Source organism: Abyssibacter sp., assembly GCF_964229365.1.
Lineage (GTDB): Bacteria > Pseudomonadota > Gammaproteobacteria > Nevskiales > OUC007 > Abyssibacter.
The window spans coordinates 1-19819 of the sequence record NZ_CAXRDQ010000065.1 but is presented as its reverse complement, the minus strand read 5'-3'; the positions used below and the strand labels follow the sequence as shown (position 1 = coordinate 19819).

Genomic DNA, 19819 nt, shown 5'->3' with positions numbered 1-19819 from the left:
TTCGATAAAGGCATGCGCCTGATCGACAAATTGCCAGCGCCACCATGCGCCTGGGGTCGGCTGCTTCGGAACGCCCGGCCCAGCCTGTTGTCAGCATAAAAGCCTTGCCTGAAACGGCCTGGTGGGTTGCGGGGGCATCCGTTCGAGCAAGTCACGGAACCTGAAGCAACGTTGGAACAAGGACGTCTAATGAATGCCCAGCAAGCACAGTGGTGGCGCACGCCTGAAATCAACGAACCCGCCTGGACCTGGAAGGACGCCAGCGAGTCCACGCGACACGGCAAGTGGTGGCAGAACGCCGTGATCTACGAGCTGAGCCCGTGGAGCTTTCAGTCCACCTCCGGCCGCGGCCCGGGGGGCGACCTGCCCGGCGTGATTCAGCGCCTGGATTACATTGCCTCGCTCGGGGTCGACGCCATCTGGCTGACACCGATCTATCCCTCGCCGATGAACGATCTCGCCTATGACGTCGTCGACATGAGCGGTGTCGCCCCAGAGTTCGGCACGCTGGATGACTTCAAGCGCCTGCTGGGCATCTGCCACAACATGAACCTCAAGGTGGTGCTGGATGCGGTATGGAGCCACACCTCCGATCAGCACCCGTGGTTCAAGGAGAGTTGCCAGTCGCGCGATAACCCCAAATCGGACTGGTATGTCTGGGCCGACCCGGCCGACGATGGTGGCCCACCCAATAACTGGCGCTCGGCCTTCACCGGCGAATCCGGGTGGAAGTACTGCGAATCTCGAAATCAGTATTTCTTCTTCAACTTCCTCGAAAGTCAGCCTGATTTGAACTGGCACTGCCAGGCCGTTCGCGACACCGTGCTGGACTATGCACGCTACTGGCTGGACCTGGGCATCGACGGCCTGCGGCTCGATGCGGTGAATTTCTACGCCCACGACCCCTCGTTCGAGGACAACCCGACGCGCGACGAGGCAGATGCCATGCCGGAAGGCATTCCACCGGACAACCCGATGGTGGAGCAATGCTTCGTGAACAGCTTCTGCCGCGAGGAGACGCTGGAATACCTCGCACCGCTGCGTGAGCTCGCAGACCAGTATCCGGACACGATGCTTCTGGGCGAAGTCACGCTTTGCGAGGATTCCGTCGTCACCGCGGCCGACTACGCCAGCGGCCCGGAGCGCCTGCACCTGGCGTATCACAGCGCCCTGCTCGCGGACCGCCCGATGACCGCCGGGTTCATGCGCACCACGCTCCAGCGCGTGACCGATGCTTTCGGCGAGGGTGGCACCTGCTGGATCGTGGGCAATCACGACTATGGCCGGCTGCGCTCACGCTGGGGCGGCGATCGGCGCGCGTATCCGGAACCCTTCTATCACATGATGGCCGGGCTGCTTCTGGTGCTGCCCGGCGCGTTTTGTCTTTGGCAGGGCGACGAACTGGGCCTGCCGGAAGCCCGCATCCCCGAAGAAATCTCGCCCGAACAGCTGCGCGACCCATTCGGCAAGGCGCTATACCCGGATGTGGTCGGTCGCGACGGTTCACGCACACCCATGCCCTGGGTTGGCGACGACCCTCATGGCGGTTTCACTACGGAGGGCAACGAACCCTGGCTGCCTGTCCCCCAGCGGCATCTGGCTCGGGCAGTCGACAAGCAGCACGCCGACCCCGATTCATTGCTCAACCGCTGGCGGCGCATGCTGCACTGGCGCCGGTTGCAGCCGGCGCTCACCGCCGGTCATTCCAACGTGCTGGACACCCCCAGCAACGTGTTCGGGCTGGTGCGCCGCCATCGATCGCAGCAACTGCTCTGCCTGTTCAACCTGTCCGACCATGACCAGGAAGTGGACCTGAGCCGCTTCGGCGAACTGCGCCACATTCATCGCCTCGACTACGCATGGACGCTGGCCGACAACGATCACCAGCTGCTCCTAGGCCCATGGTCGGCCTTTTTCGCCAACATCCGACTCAAGCAATCCGCATGACCCGAACCACCGACTGGTGGCGCGACGCCGTCATCTACCAGATCTATCCGCGTAGCTTCATGGACAGCACGGGCGATGGCACCGGCGACCTCAGCGGCATCACGGCGCGGCTGGACTATGTCGCCGGCCTGGGCGCTGATGCGATCTGGGTGTCCCCGTTCGTCAAATCACCGATGCACGATTTCGGCTACGACGTGAGCGACTTCTGCGCCGTGGAACCCATGTTCGGAACCATGAACGGCTTTCGTCAGATGCTGAACCGCACGCATGAGCTGGGCATGCGGCTGATCATGGATCAGGTTTGGAACCACACCTCGGACCAGCATCCGTGGTTTGTCGAAAGCCGCGCCAATCGGAGCAATCCCCGCTCGGACTGGTACGTCTGGGCGGACGCGAGCGCGGATGGTGGACCACCGAACAACTGGCGCGCGACCTTCGGCGGGCCGGCCTGGACCTGGGACGACCGGCGAGAGCAGTACTACCTGCACAACTTTCTCACCCAGCAGCCGGACCTGAACTGGTTCAACGCGGATGTCCGGGCCGCGATGCTGGACATCGGTCGCTTCTGGCTGGACGAAGGCGTGGACGGGTTCCGCCTGGATGTGATCAATTTTCTCGGCCACGACCCGTCGTTGGCCGACAACCCCCAACGGCCCGCCAACATGGCCCGGCCGGCCGGCGCGGAGCCCAAAGACCCCTACTTCGCCACTATCAACTCCGGCACGGTCTGCCGGCCGGAGGCTCTGCCCTGGCTCGCCGAGATTCGCGCCATGCTGGACGAGTACCCGGAGCGCATGGCGCTAGGCGAAATCTCCAGCGCCGAAGACACCCTGGCGGCCGCCTCGGATTATGTGCACGGCGACGACCGGCTGCACTGCGCCTACAACGCCGCGCTCATCAGCCATGAGCCGTTCACCCGCGGCGGCCTGACCAAGGTGATCGAGCAGGTGGAATGCCTGTTTCCTGATCACCGCCTGTGCTGGACCTTCGGCACCCATGACTTTCCTCGTCTCAAGAGCCGCTGGTGGAACCATGGCGACGCCATCATCGAACATGGCGACAGCCTCGACCGGCTGCTGTGCCTGCTGCTGATAACCCTGCCCGGCAGCGCCTGCATCTACCAGGGTGACGAACTCGGGCTGCCGCAGGCGCAGGTCGCATTCGACCAGATGCGTGATCCGTTCGGCATCGCCAACTACCCATTGCTGCTGGGCCGCGATGGTTGCCGTACGCCCATGCCCTGGCAAGCCGACGCGCCTTGGGCGGGCTTCTCCACAGCTGCCGAAACCTGGCTACCCATTCCCGATGAGCACCGGCCGCTGGCCGTTGATCGGCAGCAGGCCGAGACCAATTCCCTGCTGCAGTTTTATCGCAAGGCCATCGAATGGCGGCACTGTGCGCCAGCACTGGGCTGCGGCAGGCTGCGACTAAGCCCCACCGCCGACCCGGTACTCGCGTTCGAGCGCACGCATCCCAGCCAGCCGTTGTGGTGTGGCTTTAACCTCGCGGACCACTCCGTCACGCTCTCGGTGCCGGATCGACACCGCCAACTGGCCGCACCGGAACTCAGCCCCTGGACGCCCGACGGCACACGCATCACCCTGCCGCCCTACGGCGTCGCTCTGCTCACGGATTGACCATGCGCGACCCGTGGCGCCGCCGCATACCCTGGGCAATCGCCGCGGCAATCCTGCTCATCCTGGGGGCAGGCGCAACCCTGCTGTGGATGCTCGCGCCAGATTGGACGCGTCAGGGTTACGACGTTATCGCCGCGGGCGACCTGGCCGGCATTCGCGAATGGATACGAAGCGCTGGCTACTGGGGGCCGGTGATTCTCATCGCGCTGATGAGCCTGCAGATGTTTCTGCTTGTCGTTCCGTCCTGGCTGCTGATGATCGCCGCCGTGCTGGTCTATGGACCCTGGGCCGGCGGGGCGCTGGCCGTGCTGGCGATCGTCATCGCAGCCGCTGTGGGCTACGCCATCGGCCGCATCGCAGGCCAACCCACTATCGACGCCTTGCTGGGCGACCAAACGCAGGCATGGGTCCACCGACAAACCGATCGCTATGGCCTATGGGCCGTGGTCATCACCCGACTCAACCCCCTGCTCTCCAACGACGCCATCAGCATCCTGGCCGGCGCGGTGCGATTGCGCTTTCCGCAGTTCATGCTGGCGACACTGGCCGGCATTGTCCCGCTAGCCATCGCCACTGCCGTGCTGGGCGCCCAGGCAAGAGATGCCACCTCACTGCTGATCGGCATATCCGCGGTCGCCGCGCTCTCATTTCTTGCACGTGTCATATGGGACATCACGACACGCGGTAACAAATAGCCCGTTTCGTTTTTACCTTTGAATGTAGGCTCGCAAAAAAAGAAAGCCCGCGAAACGCGGGCTTTCTTTGCTTGCAGTGACGAGCGCTGTTTAGTGCATGCGCTCGACGATGGTGGCCACGCCCTGCCCCAGCCCGATACACATCGTGGCCAGGCCGATGCTGGCGTTCTTCTCGTGCAGTACATGCGCGAGGTTGCCGGTGATGCGACTACCCGAGCAGCCCAGCGGATGGCCCAGTGCGATGGCGCCTCCGCGAACATTGACGATGTCCTGCTTGTCCAGCAGCTTCAGCTCCTTGAGTACGGCCAAACTCTGCGCGGCAAAGGCCTCGTTGAGTTCGATGTACTCGATGTCGCCGAGATCCATGCCGGCCTTTTTCAGCGCCTGCTGGGTGGCCGGAACCGGACCGCGCCCCATGATCGATGGATCGCATCCAGCCCAGCCCATGCCAAGAATCTTGACCATGGGCTTCAGGCCGAGCGACTTGGCCTTTTCGGCCGACATGACCAGTACGCAGGACGCGCCGTCGGACAAGGCAGAGCTGTTGCCAGCGGTTACGGAGCCACGCGGATCGAAGGCCGGACGCAAACCGCCCAGCGATTCGAGGCTGGCGTCGGCACGGGCGACCTCGTCATTCGTGGTCATGATCAGGTTGCCATCCGGATCATGTGCCCGGATCGGAACGACCTGGCTGTTATTGATGCCAGAGGCTTGCGCCGCCACGGCACGCTGGTGCGAGGTGAGCGCGAACTGATCCTGATCCGTCCGGGAAATGCCGTTGATCTTGCCCAGCAGTTCGGCGGTGAGGCCCATCATGCCGGCGGCCTTGGCCGTATGCAGCGAGATCGCCGGGCTGAAATCCACGCCGTGGTTCATCGGCACATGGCCCATGTGCTCCACACCGCCGCAGAGGTAGACATCGCCCTGACCGGCCAGCACGTTGCTGGCCGCGATGTGGATCGCCGACATGGACGAGCCACACAGACGGTTGACGGTCTGGCCTGGTACGGAATGCGGCAATCCGGCCAGCAGTGACGCGTTGCGGGCAATGTTGAAGCCCTGCTCCAGGGTCTGCTGCACGCAGCCCCAGATCACGTCATCGATGTCTTCGGCCTGGACGGCCTCGTTGCGCTTGAGCACGGCCTTCATGAGTTCGGCCGACAGCTCTTCAGCACGGGTGTTGCGGAACTGACCATTTCTTGATCGGCCCATCGCGCTGCGGACGGCGTCGACAATGACGACTTCGGTCATAACGTTTCTCCAATTCTGAAATTCTTGAGTGGATGCTCAACCGGTCCGGAGCGGGTCATCGAGACCCGGCCCCGGCTCGGTGCATCAGCCGTAGTAGCTTTCGCCCTTGGCGGCCATATCCTTCATGCGGTCAGTGGGCTCGTAGAGCTTGCCGAGATAGGCGTACTTCTCGCAGGCCTTGACCACATAGTCGAGCCCCAGGGTGTCGGCATATTTCAGCGCACCACCGCGGAACGGCGGGAAACCGATGCCCATGATCAGACCCATGTCGGCTCCGGGGGCGGTATCGACGATGCCCTGTTCCAGACAGCGAGCGGTCTCGATGATCATCGGCAGCATGTGACGCTCGATGATTTCCTCGTCGGAATGCTCGCGCGTCTCCTGCACCGCCGGCTTGATGATGTCGTAGGCCTCCGGGTCCTTGACCTTCTTCGGCTTGCCCTTGCGATCCTGCTCGTACTTGTAATAGCCGGAGCCGGACTTCTGCCCGAGGCGACCGGCCTCGACCATCAGATCCAGTGAGGATTTCTGCCCTTCGGTCGGACTCATGCGGTCCGGGTAGCCGGCCGCCAGTACATGCCCAACGTGCTGGCTGGTATCCATGCCCACGACGTCGTTCAGGTACGACGGCCCCATCGGCCAGCCAAAACCTTCCATCAGCTTGTCGATGCGCTGGAAGTCGGCGCCTTCGGCGATCAAACCCTCGAAGCCGAAGAAATACGGGAACAGGATGCGATTGACCAAAAAGCCCGGGCAGTTGTTGACCACGATCGGGGTCTTCTTCATCCGCGTCGCCAAAGCCACCGTCGCGGCGATGGCCTCGTCCGAGGTCTTGGAGCCACGGATGACCTCGACCAGCGGCATGCGGTGCACGGGGTTGAAGAAATGCATGCCCAGGAAGTTCTCCGGACGCTTGAGATCAGCGGCCAGATCGTCGATGGAGATCGACGAGGTGTTCGAGGCGATGATCACGTCCTCACGCGCATGTTTCTCGACATCCGCATAGACCAGCTTCTTGATGTCGGCCCGCTCGACCACGGCTTCGACAATGATGTCGACTTCGCCGAAATCGCCATAGTTCAAGGTATCGCGAATGTTGTTGAGCACGCCGGCCATCTTGGCGGCGTCCATCTTGCCGCGGGCGACCTGCTTGCCCAGCAACTTGGACGCCTCGTTCAGGCCCAGGTCCAGCGCGGCCTTGTTGATGTCCTTCATGATCATCGGCGTACCGGTGGACGCCGCCTGGTAGGCGATACCGCCACCCATGATCCCGGCGCCCAGCACCGCACCCTGCTTGATCTCCTTGGACTGCTTGATCCAGCCCTTGGATTTCTTCTTCAGGAACTGATCGTTCATGAAGATGCCGATCAATGCCGCAGCCTGCGTGGTCTTGGCGACCTTGGCAAAGCCCTTGTGCTCGATCTTCAGGGCCTCATCGCGTCCCTTGCCGGCGGCTTTCTGGATGCCGTTGATGGCTTCTATGGGCGCCGGGTAATGCTTGCCAGCCTTGCCGGCCACGAATCCCTTGGCCGTTTCGAAGACCATCATCGAATCGATGGGTCCCAGCTTGAGCGGCCCGGTCTTCTGGGCGCGACGCCCTTTCCAGTCCAGCTCGCCGCTATTGGCGCGTGCGAGCAGATCCTTGGCCGCGTCCAGCAGATGGTCCGCTTCCACAACGGCATCGGTGCAACCGTTGGCCAGGGCGTCCTTCGCCTTCACATTGCCGCCGCCGGCGATCATCTCGATCGCGTTGTCCGCGCCAACCAGGCGCGGAAGACGCACGGTGCCGCCGAACCCAGGGAACAACCCCAGCTTGACTTCCGGCAGCCCGACGGCGGCCTTGGAGGCCATGACACGATAGTCCGAAGACAGGGCCATCTCGAACCCGCCGCCCAACGCAACGCCGTTGATAGCGGTCACAGTCGGCACCGGAAGATCTTCAAACGCGGAAAACACCGCATTGGAATCTGCGCACCACTGGATGATTTCTTCGTCCGGACGGGCAAAGGCCTCGCCGAACTCGGTGATATCCGCCCCAACGATGAAGCCGTCTTTGGCACTGGCGACGACCACGCCCTTGGCGCCGTCGAACTGGGCGATGGCCTGGGTGGCTTCGCCCAGTTCCTTGACGGTGGCGGCGTCGAACTTGTTGATCGCGTCACCTTCGCGATCAAAGCGCAGTTCAACGATGCCGTCACCCAGATCATGACACTGGATAGACTTTCCTTGGAAAATCATAGGCTTGTCCTATTTATATGAGAATTTTTGGAGATCGCCATAAGTGCAGACGAACTCCTCCGCGAGAATGAGGGACGGGCCACTATATCGACGGGCCGTAGGGGCGTAAACCGCGAAACGGCGGGCGGGAGCGCCATTCAAAAGGAATTTCAGACGTACCGGGCGTCGATCTCTCGCAACACTGAAACGGCCGCTCATAATTTGTGATTTTGACAGGGATTTTTCCCGCTCCTACACTCGCGACGACATCCGCAACCGCAAGGATCGGGGACGCTATGGCCGCGAAAAAGAAGCTCGCGAAGTTGAAGACCCAGATGGACGATGTCCGCAGCATCGCCATCGAAACCGTGATCAGTGCCAACAAGATCGTCTACGAAGGCATTCAACGACTGGCCGAACACGAATTGGACGAGCTCCAGAAGAGCTACAAGTCTGTCGTCGACGGACTCAAGGCCAGCACGAAGAAAGGTGACGTAAAAAGCACGGCACAGGCCCAGCTGGACCTGCTGCAGTCGACCATCGACCAGATCATCGCCAACGCGCGGACCAGTGTGCAGATCATCACCGAAACACGTGTTGCGTTAACCGACGCCCTTTCCGCGAACCTGCAGGGCAAGACCACGGCGAAGAAGCAGCTCAACGCCGCCAAGAAGCAGGCGACCACCGCCGCCAAACAGGTTCGAGCTGCGACCACATCGGCCCGAAGCGCCGCCGAATCCGCTGTCAGCGCCGCCGCCGAGCAGATCGAGACCACGACCAAAGCGGCCCGCCCGACCAAGCCTGCCACGACCGCCAGGAAGTCCACGGCAAGCGCCAAGACCACAGCGAAGAAACCGGCGAGCAAGACGACAACCCGAAAGACGCCCGCCAAAAAGGCGCCTGCGCGCAAGACAGCTGCGAAGACGGCCGCGCAAGCAACCGCGGCGAGCAGGTCCAAGCCGGCCGCCGCCAGCAAGACCACCCGCGCCACCGCGAAAAAGTCGACGGGCACCGCTACGGCAGCGAAGTCGACCGCAAGCAAGACCAAACCCACCGGCACGACGACCAAGCGCGCGCCGGCAAAACGCGCGGCGGCCAAGACAACGGCCAGCAAGTCCACGTCCACGGCGAAACCCGCTGCCAAGAAACCCGCCAGCAGCACCTCGCGGGTCAAGCGGGCCACTTCGGCGGCCAAGACAACACCCGACTCCTGACGGTTCGTCAGCCTCCTGACCAGGCCCGGTTCCGCGCCGGGCCTTTTTGTGCCACCCCCTTACGCGCAACCCCATGGAAACTGGCTCTCTCGACGCTCTGACCCAAGCCTGTCGCCTGCTGGCGGACGGCACGCGACTGCGGCTGCTCGCCGTGCTGGAGACGGACGCGTTGTCGGTGGCCGAACTCACGCAGGTCACCGGACTTGCCCAGAGCCGCGTGTCATCCCATGTGAGCAAGCTGCGCGAGGCACAACTGCTGACGGATTCCCGCCTCGGCGCCAGCACCCTTTATTCGTTTTCTCCGGACGTCGGCGACAGCCTGCCCGGCGTGCTTTGGAGCGCGATGAAAACACGCCTGGATGACGACCAGATCGGCGCTGACCTTGAACGGGCGCGCGAAGTCATCCTGCGCCGGCATGCCACCTTGTCCTGGGCGGACTCGGTTGCTGGCCGCATGGAGCTGCATTACTCGCCCGGCCGCACCTGGGAGGCCACCGCGCGAGCGCTGATCGAGTTGCTGGAACTGGGCGACGTGCTGGATATCGCCTCCGGTGATGGCGTATTGGCGGAACTGCTGGCCAACCACGCGAAAACGGTCACCTGTGTCGACCTCAGCCGCAACGTGGTCGAAGCGGGCCGGCGACGGCTGGCACATCATCTCAATGTTCGTTTCGAACAGGCGGACATGCACGCCCTGCCCTACGACGCCGAGCAATTCTCGGTCGTGTTCTGCATGCATGCGCTAACCTATGCGAGTGATCCCGCACGTGTCATTGCCGAGGCGACACGGGTGCTTCACGCGAACGGCACGCTCATCGTCGCGACGCTTTCCGCCCATGAACACCCGGCCACAACACGCGCGTACGACCATGTAAATCAAGGCTTTAGCGAACCGGCCCTGCGGGATTTGCTTGAGGGCCAAGGATTGCGTGTTGTATCGTGCCGTAGCGGTTCGCGGGAACAACGCCCTCCCTACTTTGAGGTGGTGATAGCGGTAGCCAAACCAGCCTGAGAGGACGTTTGCGTCAGCTTGGGGTCCGCAATCACACCATTGGAACGACCGAGCGATGCGCTACCTCGTCAGTCTTGGCCTACTGCTGATCACGTTTTGGCTGGTCTTGTCCGGTCACTACACCGTGCTGCTAACCAGCCTGGGCGCGGCCTCCGTGGCGCTGGTGCTGTGGATTGCCAGCCGCATGTCCGTCGCCGATCACGAGATGGTTCCGCTGCGCATCACCCATCGCATGCCGCTGTACGCGCTTTGGCTGACCAAGGAAGTGTTCCGATCTGCGGCCCAGGTTTCGATTCGCGTATTGCGCGGCCCGCAGTCATTGAACCCCGGCCTGCGCCCGGTGCGCCATGGCCAGACATCCAGCATGGGCGAGACCATCCTGGCGAACTCGATCACGCTGACCCCGGGCACGCTGTCGGTGCGGGTCGATGCCGAACATATCGACGTTCACAGCGTCGATGAGGCCTTCATTGATGAGCTGGAAACCGGCCGTTTCGCGGCCCGAGTCCGGCAACTGGACACCGGCGCATGATGTTTGCCGCAGCCATGGTGGCGGTTGCCATCACGATGAGCCTTGCCCTCGCCCGGGCGCTGCTCGGCCCATCGGTTTACGACCGCATCCTGGCACTCAATGTCTTCGGCACAAAGACCGTGTTGTTCATCGCGGTGGCGGGCTTTCTGTTCGGGCGCCCTGAGTTTCTCGACATCGGCCTGGTCTACGCGCTGATCAATTTCATTGGAACCGTCGCCGTGCTGAAGCTGATGCACTACGGCGAACTGGGCTGGATCGACGGTGCCGGGGAGCACGACGACCTATGACCCTGTTTGCGGATGCGTTGTCCTGGATGCTGCTGTTGGGTGGCGGCATGTTCTGCGTGATCAGCGGCATCGGCCTGTTGCGCATGCCAGACCTGTTCACGCGCTCCCATGCCGCGGGCGTCACCGATACCGTCGGCGCCTCGATGATCCTGTTCGGGCTGCTGCTGCAGGCGCCTGACTGGACCGTCGCCGTTCGCCTTGTCCTGATCATCGGGTTTCTGATCCTCACCAGCCCCACCGCATCACATGCGCTGGCGCAGGCAGCGCTGGGCGACGGCTACAAACCGCTGCTGGGTTCGATGAAACCCACCGCAGGCGCAACCAAGGCCCGGTCATGAATGTATTCGCCTTCGATGCCCTGAATGTATTCCTGCTGGCCTGCCTGGTCGTGACGGCGATTGCGATCGCCCGGCTGCGCGGCCTGTTTGCGGTGGCAATGCTCAGCGGCATCTACAGCTTGCTCAGCGCCAGCGTATTCGTGCTGCTCGATGCCGTGGACGTCGCCTTCACCGAAGCCGCAGTGGGCGCCGGCATGACCACGGTGCTGTTTCTGGCGACCTTCGGTTTGACACGCTCACGCGAGAACGCGGCCTCGCATGAGCGCCGTCTTCCGGCTCTGCTGGTTTCCGTGGCCTGCGGCGCGGTGCTGCTGTTCGCGCTATCGGACTTGCCGCCCTTCGGCGCGGCCGATACGCCGGTTCAGACTCATCCGATCGCCGAACGTTATGTGGAGACAACCCACGACGAAGTCGGCATTCCCAACATGGTGACCACCCTGCTCGCCAGCTACCGGGGCTTCGACACCCTGGGCGAGGTCATGGTTGTGTTCACCGCCGGCATCGCGGTGCTGATGCTGCTGGGCCGTTGCAGTCGCGAGCGCGCAGAGGATGACCACTGATGGCGCTGCATCAGGAGCACGTCGTCCTGCGGGTCGTCGCCAAGATGCTGATTCCGATGATTCTGCTGTTCGCGCTTTATGTGCAGTTCCACGGCGACTACGGACCGGGCGGCGGATTCCAGGCCGGTGTTATCTTCGCCGCCGGCATCATTCTCTACGCTCTGGTTTTCGGCTTGGGTGCAGCACGGCAGGTCGTGCCGCCTCCGGTACTGCGTCGCCTCGCCGCGTTGGGCGTATTGCTCTACGCCGGCGTTGGGGTCTTCAGCCTGTTATCGGGGTATGCCTTTCTCGATTACGACGCCATCGATCCCGAGCATCCCAGCCATGGGCAGCATCTGGGCATTCTGCTGGTCGAACTGGGCGTCGGCATCACGGTGGCATCGGTCATGCTGATGCTGTTCTTCAGCTTCGCCGGTCGGGGCCGACAATGATCCTCGCGCACTACAATTACTGGGTCGTCGTCCTGCTGATGATGATCGGCCTGTACACCATCATGGCGCATAGCAATCTGGTGAAGAAATTGCTGGGCCTGATGATGTTCCAGACCTCCGTATTCCTAATGTTTATCAGCCTTGGCAAGATCGAAGGCGGCACCGCACCGATTCTGACCGGCGACGCTGTGGCGTACTCCAACCCTCTGCCGCATGTATTGATCCTCACCGCCATTGTCGTCGGCGTCGCCACCACGGCCGTGGGACTGGCGCTGGTAGTACGCATACACGAGGCGTATCGCACGATCGAGGAATTTGAGGCCATCGAGCGGGACAAACGGGAGAACCAACCCGCGTGAATACGCAGTTGCCCGTACTCGTGGTGCTGATCCCATTACTGATCGCACCGCTCATCGTCCTGGTGCGCAACCCCACCGCTGCGTGGGCGCTCTTCGGCGCGGCTGCGGCGAGTAGCTTTGCGCTCGCCGTGCAGTGCCTGTTGCTGGTCCAAGAGCAAGGGTTGCTGCAAGCGTTTCTCGGCGGTTGGGAGCCCCCGTTCGGCATCGAATACCGGATCGATCTCGCCAATGCGATCGTGCTCTGCCTAGTCAGCGGTATCGCGCTACTGGTCACACCGATGGCCAAGGCATCGATCGAACGCGAAATCTCCGAGCCTCGTATCTACCTGTTTTACGCCTGCCTGACACTTTGCCTGACCGGCCTGCTGGGCATGGCGGCCACCGGCGATGCGTTCAACGTTTTCGTGTTCCTGGAAATCTCATCGCTGTCTGGCTACGCGCTGATCGCGATGGGCAACTCGCGCCGGGCGCTGCTCGCCAGTTTTCGCTATCTGGTCATGGGCACGGTCGGCGGCACCTTCTTTCTCACCGGCGTGGGCCTGCTGTACGCGCTAACCGGCACCTTGAACATGGCGGATCTGGCCGGTTCGCTCACCATGGGGTTCGATAGCCGCGTGCTAATCGCCGCAGCGGCCTTCATCGTCGTTGGCCTGTCGATCAAGATCGCACTGTTCCCCGTGCATGCGTGGCTGCCAGCCGCCTACGCCGAGGCACCTTCGGCGGTCACCGCCTTCATGGCGGCCACCGCGACCAAGGTCGCCGCCTATGTCTTGCTCCGTTTCGCCGCAACCGTGATCGGCCCGGTGGTGGTCTTTGCCACGCTGCCGATCGGCACGGCGCTGGTCTGGCTCGCCTGCATCGCCATGGTCGCCGGTTCCATCGCCGCGATCTATCAAACCGACTTCAAGCGGCTGCTGGCGTGGTCCAGCCTGGCGCAGATCGGATACATCGTTCTCGGCATTGGCCTGGGCACCGATGCCGGTGCCTCGGCCGCGCTGACGCACATGGTCAATCACGGTGTCATCAAGTGCGGGCTGTTCGTAATCGCCGGGGTGCTGGTGTGGCGCCATGGCCACGCGACTGTGGCTAACTTCGCCGGGATGCCGCAGCAATCACCGTGGTTGTTCGCCGCGTTCGTGATCGGCGCGCTGGGCCTGATCGGCGTGCCCGGCACCGGCGGGTTCATTAGCAAGTGGGTGCTACTGCAGGCGTTGATCGCGGAATCCGCCTGGGTCGCAGTCGCCGCAGTCTTAGTCAGCTCGCTGCTGGCAGTGATCTACTGCTGGCGCGTTGTCGAGATTGCCTGGTTCGGCGATTCCGATGCTTCGCAGCCGCCCGCTGCCGCGAGCCGTACCCCAGTTGGCGCGACGCTGAGTCTGGCCATGCTCTCGGGGCTGGTGGTCTACCTCGGTGTGCACAGCAGCTGGCTGGTCGAGCTGACCGCTCAGGCCGGCGCCGACCTGTTCGGAGTCGGACGATGAATGTCGTCATCGTCGCGTTGGCGATTCCGCTGCTGACAGCGCTCGCTGTTGCATTCGCGGGACGCTCACCAGCCCTGCGCAACGCCGTCACCCTGATCGGCGGCGGCTTGCTGGCAGTGGTCGTGTTCGGTGCGTGGCCAACCGTGATCGGCGGCGACCGCCCGACATGGGAGGCTTGGGCCATCCTGCCGGGCATCGAGCTGTTGTTCGTACTCGAACCGCTCGGCCTGCTGTACGCCTCGGTGGCTGCCGGCCTGTGGCCAATCACCTCGGTGTACGCCGCCGGCTACCTCGAAGGCGCAGGCGAAAAGCATCGCACACGTTTTTTTGTCTGCTTCGCCCTGGCGATCTTCGCCGCCATGGGGATCGCGCTGGCGGGCAACCTGGTCACCCTGTTCCTGTTTTACGAGGTGCTGACACTCAGCACCTGGCCGCTGGTGACGCACAAGGGCACGGCAGAAGCTCGCCGGGGCGGGCGCATCTATCTCGGCATTTTGATCACGACGTCCGTGGGTCTGTTGCTACCCGCCATCGTCTGGGCCGGGCTGCTCGCCGGGACTACGGAGTTCCGCGCGGGGGGCATTCTGACGGGCAAGGCGTCACCGGCCGTGTTGGCGGTGCTCTACGCCCTGTTCCTGTTTGGCCTGGGCAAGGCCGCCCTCATGCCCTTCCACCGCTGGCTGCCAGCGGCGATGGTCGCGCCAACGCCGGTGTCGGCATTGCTTCACGCCGTGGCGGTGGTCAAGGCCGGGGTGTTCGCGGTGCTGAAGGTGTCAGTGATGATCTTTGGGCTGGACAATCTGGACCAGACCGACGCCAGCGAAATCATGCAATGGGTCGCCGGCTTCACCATCCTGATGGCCTCGATCATTGCGCTACAACAGGACAATCTGAAAGCCCGGCTGGCGTATTCAACGATCAGCCAGCTTTCGTACATCGTACTCGGTGCCACGATGGCCACGAGCTTGGCTGCACAGGGCGCGGGCCTGCACATCGTCATGCATGCCCTGGGCAAGATCACGCTGTTCTTCTGCGCGGGCGCCATTTACGTGGCGCACCACAAGACGCTGGTCTACGAACTCGATGGATTGGGACGCAAGATGCCGTGGACATTTGCCGCATTTGGCCTGGCAAGTCTCTCGATCATCGGGATCCCCCCGCTGGGCGGCACCTGGAGCAAGTGGTGGCTGACATTGGGCGCGCTGGAGGCGGAGCAATACTGGATTGTGGCAACCCTGGCGATCAGCTCGCTGCTGAACATCGCCTACCTGCTGCCGATTGTGGCCCGCGGCTTCCTGCGGCCAAGTGCCGAACCTCCGCACGCCGGAGCCCCCCAAGATCATGGACACCACGACGGAGAGGCCGCGGCCACCATGGTCGCACCGCTCATGCTCACCGCTGTGGGCTGCCTTGCGGCGTTCGTCTTGGCTGAACCCGTTATCCGCTTGTTGCAGGGAGCCATTCCATGAATGCGTCCGGCCCGCGTTCAACAACCGACGAAGCGCCCGGCTTTTTTGACCACCCGGGCCGAATCAAGGCGATTGTCTACGGCGTTTACATCACCAGCGCTTTGTTGTTCTTCGCTGATCTCGCCTACCACAAGCACGCCTACACGCCGTTCGAGGGCTGGTTCGGTTTTCATGCCTGGTTCGGGTTCATCGCCTGCGTGGCCCTGGTGCTGGCCGCCAAGGCCATGCGCCGCATGGTGATGCGACGCGAGGACTATTACGAACCGGCCGAACCCGAAACGGAGCTCGACGATGCTGCCTGACATCAATCCGGGGCTGATTCTGCTCGTTGGCGGGCTGCTGGTCCCTCTGGTTCGTGGTGCGCTTCGGCATGTCTGGCTGCTCGGCCTGCCCGCGTTGGCACTGGCGGTGCTGATCGACCTGCCCCATGGCGTCTCCGGTCAGGTCACGATCATGGGGCAGACGCTGGAGACTCTGCGTGTCGACTCGCTCAGCTTCGTGTTTTCGCTGATCTTCCTGATCGCGGCGCTGTTGATGGCGGTGTACGCATTGCACCTGCGCGACACCATGCAGCATGTCGCCGGCATGGTTTACGCCGGAGCGGCCGTCGCGGCCTGTCTGGCCGGTGACCTGCTGACACTGTTCATCTACTGGGAGCTGACCGCGGTTGCCTCGGTATTCCTGATCTGGGCAAGGCGCACCGAACGCGCCTATCGGGTCGGGATGCGGTACCTGCTAATCCAGGTCGCATCCGGGTTGTTGTTATTGGCGGGCGCGGCGGTGCAGGCCCATGAAACCGGGTCGCTAAGCTTCGACCATATCGGCCTAGATGCACCCGGCGGCTGGCTGATCTTCCTGGCTTTCGGGATCAAATGCGCCTTCCCGCTGTTGCACAACTGGCTGCAGGACGCCTACCCCGAAGCCACCGTCACCGGTACGGTGGTGCTATCGGCCTTCACCACCAAGCTCGCGGTCTACGCGCTGGCTCGCGGCTACGCAGGCACCGAGCATCTGATCTGGATCGGCGCGCTGATGACCGCATTCCCGATCTTCTACGCGGTGATCGAAAACGATCTGCGCCGCGTGCTGGCCTACAGCTTGAACAATCAGCTCGGATTCATGGTTGTCGGCATCGGCATCGGCACCGAGCTCGCGCTCAACGGCACGGCCGCACACGCGTTTTGCCACATTCTCTACAAGGCCCTGCTGTTCATGAGCATGGGCGCGGTGCTGCTGCGCGTGGGCACCGTCAACGGGTCGGAGTTGGGCGGTTTGTACAAGTCCATGCCCTGGACGACGTTGTTCTGCGTGATCGGTGCTGCGTCCATTTCCGCCTTTCCGCTGTTCTCCGGCTTTGTCTCGAAATCGATGATCATCAGCGCCGCTGCCAAGCAGGCGGAACTGTGGTGGGTGGTCGCGGTACTGCTGTTCGCCTCGGCCGGCGTGTTTCATCACTCGGGCATCAAGATCCCCTACTTTGCGTTCTTCGCTCATGACAGCGGCAAGCGCTGTCGCGAGGCGCCGATGAACATGCTGATCGCCATGGCAATTGCGGCGGCGCTGTGCATCGGCATCGGGGTCTATCCGGCACCGCTCTACGCACTGCTGCCGTTCGCCGTCGACTACGCTCCGTACACCTTGACGCATGTGATGACGCAGCTGCAGCTGCTGATGTTCTCTGCGCTGGCCTTCACCGTGATGATGCGGACGGGGATTTATCCGCCTGAACTACGATCCATCAATCTGGATTCTGATTGGCTCTACCGGCGCGCAGCACCGGCATTGACAGCCTCCGTCGCCGCGTTCTTCTTGCAGTTGCAGGCGTTCGCACGACGCGGCGTTAATCAGGCGTGGCGACAACTCGATGCCCAGGTGCTCTCTCAGGCTCGGCCGGGCGGCCGCCTGGTGACCTCGTGGCGGTCGGGAACGCTGGTCTGGTGGGCCACAACGGTCCTGGGGCTGATCGTGCTGGGCGGCCTGTTGCGCTAACTCGGCTGAGCTAGTCCGGCCACGCGCGCTCTGGGGCGCCGCTGTCGACCATGCCCCGGATGCGCGCCGCATGCTCGGCCTTCTCCGGTTCGGTCGCCCGAATCACCCGCGGCCGACCATCCGCCGGCGGAAATAGCCTGACCACGGCGCGCTCGACTCCCCCCGCATCATCCGCGGCCAGCTCGATCGTCTGCTGTCCGCCGGTCATGGCCAGGTACACCTCGGCCAGCAATTGGGCGTCGAGCAAGGCGCCATGCAGATCGCGGCCGGAGTTGTCGACCGTATAGCGCCGGCAGAGCGCATCCAGGGAGTTGCGCTGGCCCGGATGCATCTGCCGCGCCATGGCCAGCGTATCGGTGATCACGCACCACTCGCTGACCGGCGGCGGCGGATCTGGCAGTTTCGAGAATTCGTGATCTAGAAAGCCGACGTCAAACGCCGCGTTGTGGATGATCAGTTCCGCGCCACGCAGATACTCGATGAATTCCTGCGCCACATCGGCAAAGCGAGGCTTCTCGGCCAGCATCTCGTTGGTGATGCCATGAACGGCGATGGCGCCCTCGTCGATCAGCCGGTCGGGCTGCAGGTAGTGCCAGAACGTATTGCCGGTGGCGCGCCGGCTTTTCAGTTCGACACAACCGATCTCGATGATACGGTGATCATCGCTGGTCTCCAGACCCGTGGTTTCGGTATCGAGAACAATCTGGCGCATCAGACAGCACCCGCGGCCATGGCGTCCATGGCCTCATTCGCCAGCCGGTCCGCGGCCTCATTTCCGGGGTGCCCGGCGTGGCCCTTCACCCAGTGCCAGACGACCTGATGGCGCTGTGCGGCCGCATCCAGCCTGCGCCAGAGATCGGCGTTCTTCACCGGCTTCCCGGCGGCCGTCTTCCAGCCGCGTTTGCGCCAGTTGGCCAGCCATTCCTTCATGCCCTTCTGGACATAGGTCGAGTCGGTATAGAGATCCACCGCGCAGGCGCGCGACAGGGTTTCCAGTGCCTGAATGGCGGCCATGAGTTCCATCTGGTTGTTCGTAGTCAGGTCGGCGCTGCCTGACAGCTCCTTGCGGCGATCGCCGAACTCCAGCACCACGCCCCAGCCTCCTGGCCCAGGGTTTCCACGGCATCCGCCATCGGTGTACGCACATACGCGTTGTGTCATGTCGATCTCAGTGATTGTCGGTGCGACGGCGTGCGGCCGCCGCTTCAAAACTGACCCGCACGCCGCCCAGCGCCGGCGCGACGCCAGGCCGCGCCTGGCGCCAGCGCTGCTGCACCGGCGTGACGGGAATGGTGCGTTTTCTGGCCACGATCAGGTAGCTCTCGGCCGCAACGTTGCACCAGTAGCGCAATCGTTGCCCATCGCTACGCGCGGTGGGACGCAGCCACGGCAGGCCCACGCCGAAGCGGTGGATGTCCAGCACGTCAAAATCCAGTAGATGCAACCAGTCGCAAACCCGATGGCGGCTGAGAAACCGCGCGCCCAGCGGCAGCCCGGCCGTGGCGCCGACGCGTTTGCGCACGCCCCACCAGGAAAACGGATTGAATCCGAGAATCAACACGTGGCCGCGCGACGTCAGCACCCGATCTGCCTCGCGCAGCAGCCGGTGCGGCGAACTGGCGTACTCCAGGCTATGCGGCAGCAGAATCACATCCGCGACCCCCTTGGGCAGCGGCAACGCACCGGACCGGGTCACGGCACTCTCGCCGCTGGCCCCCGCGGTTCCGAGCACCGCACGAAACGGCATCGGCGCCGCATCAATCAGTTGTTCGCCGTGACCCCAACTGCCGATCTGCAATATCGAGCGGCCAAACAGCCCCGGCAAAACCTGCTGCAGGCGGGCCCGTTCAAGCCCGTCCAAATTGCTGCCGCGTGTCGTCGCGCGCCAGCGTCGCAACTCGCTCAAGCGAACTTCTTGCTGGTGCATGGAGTCCATCCAGGGAAGCATCGATCCGTAGGATAACGAAGGGCGCCCTCCTTGTGCGTGCACGGCTGGTGCAACACAATCCACGCGACCTCGGGGAACCAAGAAAACCATTACGTGAATGTTCGACGACTTTTAGCCGCCGCGCTCTTTCTTTTTGCCGGCACCACGCAAGCCAACGATTTCTGGGACGAGCTGGCCGACCACTACGGGATCGGCAGTCATGACCACGAGGACGTCCGCTATTGGTCGGACGACTTCGCATCGCGCCCGCATGAAATCCGCACCCTGGTGCGCCGCGCCGAGCCCTACCTCGCCGTCATCGCCCGACAGTTGGAAACGGCCAGCATGCCGGCCGAACTGATCTGCATCCCGTTCCTCGAAAGCGGCTTCGACCCCAACGCGTTCAGTTCGGGCACGGCGGCCGGGCTCTGGCAGTTCATGCCACACACGGCAGACCGGTTCGGTATCCAGCG

At 63.3% G+C, this 19819-nt stretch carries 21 protein-coding genes; 16 read left to right on the top strand and 5 right to left on the bottom strand.

All coding sequences use genetic code 11. The features are described 5' to 3' along the window. Positions 1-189 precede the first annotated feature (189 nt). The 3 genes from ACE1EY_RS10680 to ACE1EY_RS10670 are packed head-to-tail and all read left to right on the top strand — an operon-like array spanning position 190 to position 4279. Entirely contained in the window at positions 190-1947 is a 1758-nt protein-coding gene (locus ACE1EY_RS10680; protein ID WP_291513805.1) for an alpha-amylase family glycosyl hydrolase, read from the top strand. Next, complete coding sequence (locus tag ACE1EY_RS10675) at positions 1944-3584, top strand: alpha-glucosidase (RefSeq protein WP_291513804.1); 1641 nt, start codon at positions 1944-1946, stop codon at positions 3582-3584. The genes ACE1EY_RS10680 and ACE1EY_RS10675 overlap by 4 nt, the downstream gene beginning before the upstream one ends. 2 nt (positions 3585-3586) lie before the next feature. Continuing rightward, positions 3587-4279: a VTT domain-containing protein gene (locus ACE1EY_RS10670; RefSeq protein WP_291513803.1), complete on the top strand. Its 693-nt coding sequence runs from the start codon at positions 3587-3589 to the stop codon at positions 4277-4279. A 90-nt stretch (positions 4280-4369) separates the two neighbouring features. Here the strand turns inward: ACE1EY_RS10670 and fadA are convergent, their stop codons facing one another. Both fadA and fadB read right to left on the bottom strand, forming a co-directional pair. Further along, positions 4370-5530, bottom strand: coding sequence for an acetyl-CoA C-acyltransferase FadA (gene fadA, locus ACE1EY_RS10665; protein WP_291513802.1), 1161 nt, complete (start codon positions 5528-5530; stop codon positions 4370-4372). A gap of 84 nt (positions 5531-5614) precedes the next feature. Beyond that, positions 5615-7768: a fatty acid oxidation complex subunit alpha FadB gene (gene fadB, locus ACE1EY_RS10660; protein ID WP_370300156.1), complete on the bottom strand. Its 2154-nt coding sequence runs from the start codon at positions 7766-7768 to the stop codon at positions 5615-5617. 275 nt (positions 7769-8043) lie between these two features. Between fadB and ACE1EY_RS10655 the strand changes: the two genes are divergently transcribed. The 12 genes from ACE1EY_RS10655 (at position 8044) to ACE1EY_RS10600 (ending at position 17419) form a co-directional block, all read left to right on the top strand. Next, on the top strand, positions 8044-8961 hold the full coding sequence (locus ACE1EY_RS10655; RefSeq protein ID WP_291513800.1) for a phasin family protein: 918 nt from the start codon (positions 8044-8046) through the stop codon (positions 8959-8961). A 73-nt stretch (positions 8962-9034) separates the two neighbouring features. Beyond that, entirely contained in the window at positions 9035-9973 is a 939-nt protein-coding gene (locus tag ACE1EY_RS10650; RefSeq protein WP_291513799.1) for a metalloregulator ArsR/SmtB family transcription factor, read from the top strand. Between the two features lie 55 nt (positions 9974-10028). Beyond that, positions 10029-10505 carry a Na+/H+ antiporter subunit E gene (locus ACE1EY_RS10645; protein WP_291513798.1) on the top strand — a complete coding sequence of 159 codons (477 nt, stop codon included), beginning with the start codon at positions 10029-10031 and terminating at the stop codon, positions 10503-10505. Then, positions 10502-10792 (top strand): monovalent cation/H+ antiporter complex subunit F, encoded by a 291-nt coding sequence (locus ACE1EY_RS10640; protein WP_291513797.1) that lies wholly within the window; start codon positions 10502-10504, stop codon positions 10790-10792. Before ACE1EY_RS10645 ends, ACE1EY_RS10640 begins: the two co-directional genes overlap by 4 nt. Next, a complete protein-coding gene (mnhG, locus tag ACE1EY_RS10635) occupies positions 10789-11130 on the top strand; it encodes a monovalent cation/H(+) antiporter subunit G (protein ID WP_291513796.1) in 342 nt (113 codons plus the stop codon). The genes ACE1EY_RS10640 and mnhG overlap by 4 nt, the downstream gene beginning before the upstream one ends. Then, the gene (locus tag ACE1EY_RS10630) at positions 11127-11690 is read left to right on the top strand and encodes a DUF4040 domain-containing protein (RefSeq protein ID WP_291513795.1); all 564 of its coding nucleotides are present in this window, start codon (positions 11127-11129) and stop codon (positions 11688-11690) included. The genes mnhG and ACE1EY_RS10630 overlap by 4 nt, the downstream gene beginning before the upstream one ends. Next, positions 11690-12121, top strand: a complete 432-nt coding sequence (locus ACE1EY_RS10625; protein WP_291513794.1) for a Na(+)/H(+) antiporter subunit B — start codon at positions 11690-11692, stop codon at positions 12119-12121. Before ACE1EY_RS10630 ends, ACE1EY_RS10625 begins: the two co-directional genes overlap by 1 nt. After that, on the top strand, positions 12118-12480 hold the full coding sequence (locus tag ACE1EY_RS10620) for a cation:proton antiporter subunit C (protein ID WP_291513793.1): 363 nt from the start codon (positions 12118-12120) through the stop codon (positions 12478-12480). Before ACE1EY_RS10625 ends, ACE1EY_RS10620 begins: the two co-directional genes overlap by 4 nt. Continuing rightward, a complete protein-coding gene (locus tag ACE1EY_RS10615; protein WP_370300155.1) occupies positions 12477-13961 on the top strand; it encodes a proton-conducting transporter membrane subunit in 1485 nt (494 codons plus the stop codon). Before ACE1EY_RS10620 ends, ACE1EY_RS10615 begins: the two co-directional genes overlap by 4 nt. Then, positions 13958-15430: a proton-conducting transporter membrane subunit gene (locus ACE1EY_RS10610; RefSeq protein WP_370300154.1), complete on the top strand. Its 1473-nt coding sequence runs from the start codon at positions 13958-13960 to the stop codon at positions 15428-15430. The genes ACE1EY_RS10615 and ACE1EY_RS10610 overlap by 4 nt, the downstream gene beginning before the upstream one ends. Beyond that, positions 15427-15732 carry a hypothetical protein gene (locus ACE1EY_RS10605; protein ID WP_291513790.1) on the top strand — a complete coding sequence of 102 codons (306 nt, stop codon included), beginning with the start codon at positions 15427-15429 and terminating at the stop codon, positions 15730-15732. Before ACE1EY_RS10610 ends, ACE1EY_RS10605 begins: the two co-directional genes overlap by 4 nt. Next, positions 15722-17419 carry a Na(+)/H(+) antiporter subunit D gene (locus tag ACE1EY_RS10600; RefSeq protein ID WP_291513789.1) on the top strand — a complete coding sequence of 566 codons (1698 nt, stop codon included), beginning with the start codon at positions 15722-15724 and terminating at the stop codon, positions 17417-17419. The genes ACE1EY_RS10605 and ACE1EY_RS10600 overlap by 11 nt, the downstream gene beginning before the upstream one ends. A gap of 10 nt (positions 17420-17429) precedes the next feature. Here the strand turns inward: ACE1EY_RS10600 and dnaQ are convergent, their stop codons facing one another. Genes dnaQ through ACE1EY_RS10585 form a run of 3 tightly spaced genes read right to left on the bottom strand, consistent with a single transcriptional unit; the run spans position 17430 to position 19346 of the window. Then, positions 17430-18131: a DNA polymerase III subunit epsilon gene (gene dnaQ / locus ACE1EY_RS10595; protein ID WP_291513788.1), complete on the bottom strand. Its 702-nt coding sequence runs from the start codon at positions 18129-18131 to the stop codon at positions 17430-17432. Continuing rightward, positions 18131-18580: a ribonuclease HI gene (rnhA, locus tag ACE1EY_RS10590; RefSeq protein ID WP_291513787.1), complete on the bottom strand. Its 450-nt coding sequence runs from the start codon at positions 18578-18580 to the stop codon at positions 18131-18133. Before rnhA ends, dnaQ begins: the two co-directional genes overlap by 1 nt. Before the next feature lie 7 nt (positions 18581-18587). Then, on the bottom strand, positions 18588-19346 hold the full coding sequence (locus ACE1EY_RS10585) for a methyltransferase domain-containing protein (protein ID WP_291513786.1): 759 nt from the start codon (positions 19344-19346) through the stop codon (positions 18588-18590). Positions 19347-19460: 114 nt separating this feature from the next. Between ACE1EY_RS10585 and ACE1EY_RS10580 the strand changes: the two genes are divergently transcribed. Further along, the coding region (locus ACE1EY_RS10580; protein ID WP_370300153.1) for a transglycosylase SLT domain-containing protein at positions 19461-19819 on the top strand (359 nt) is incomplete at its 3' end.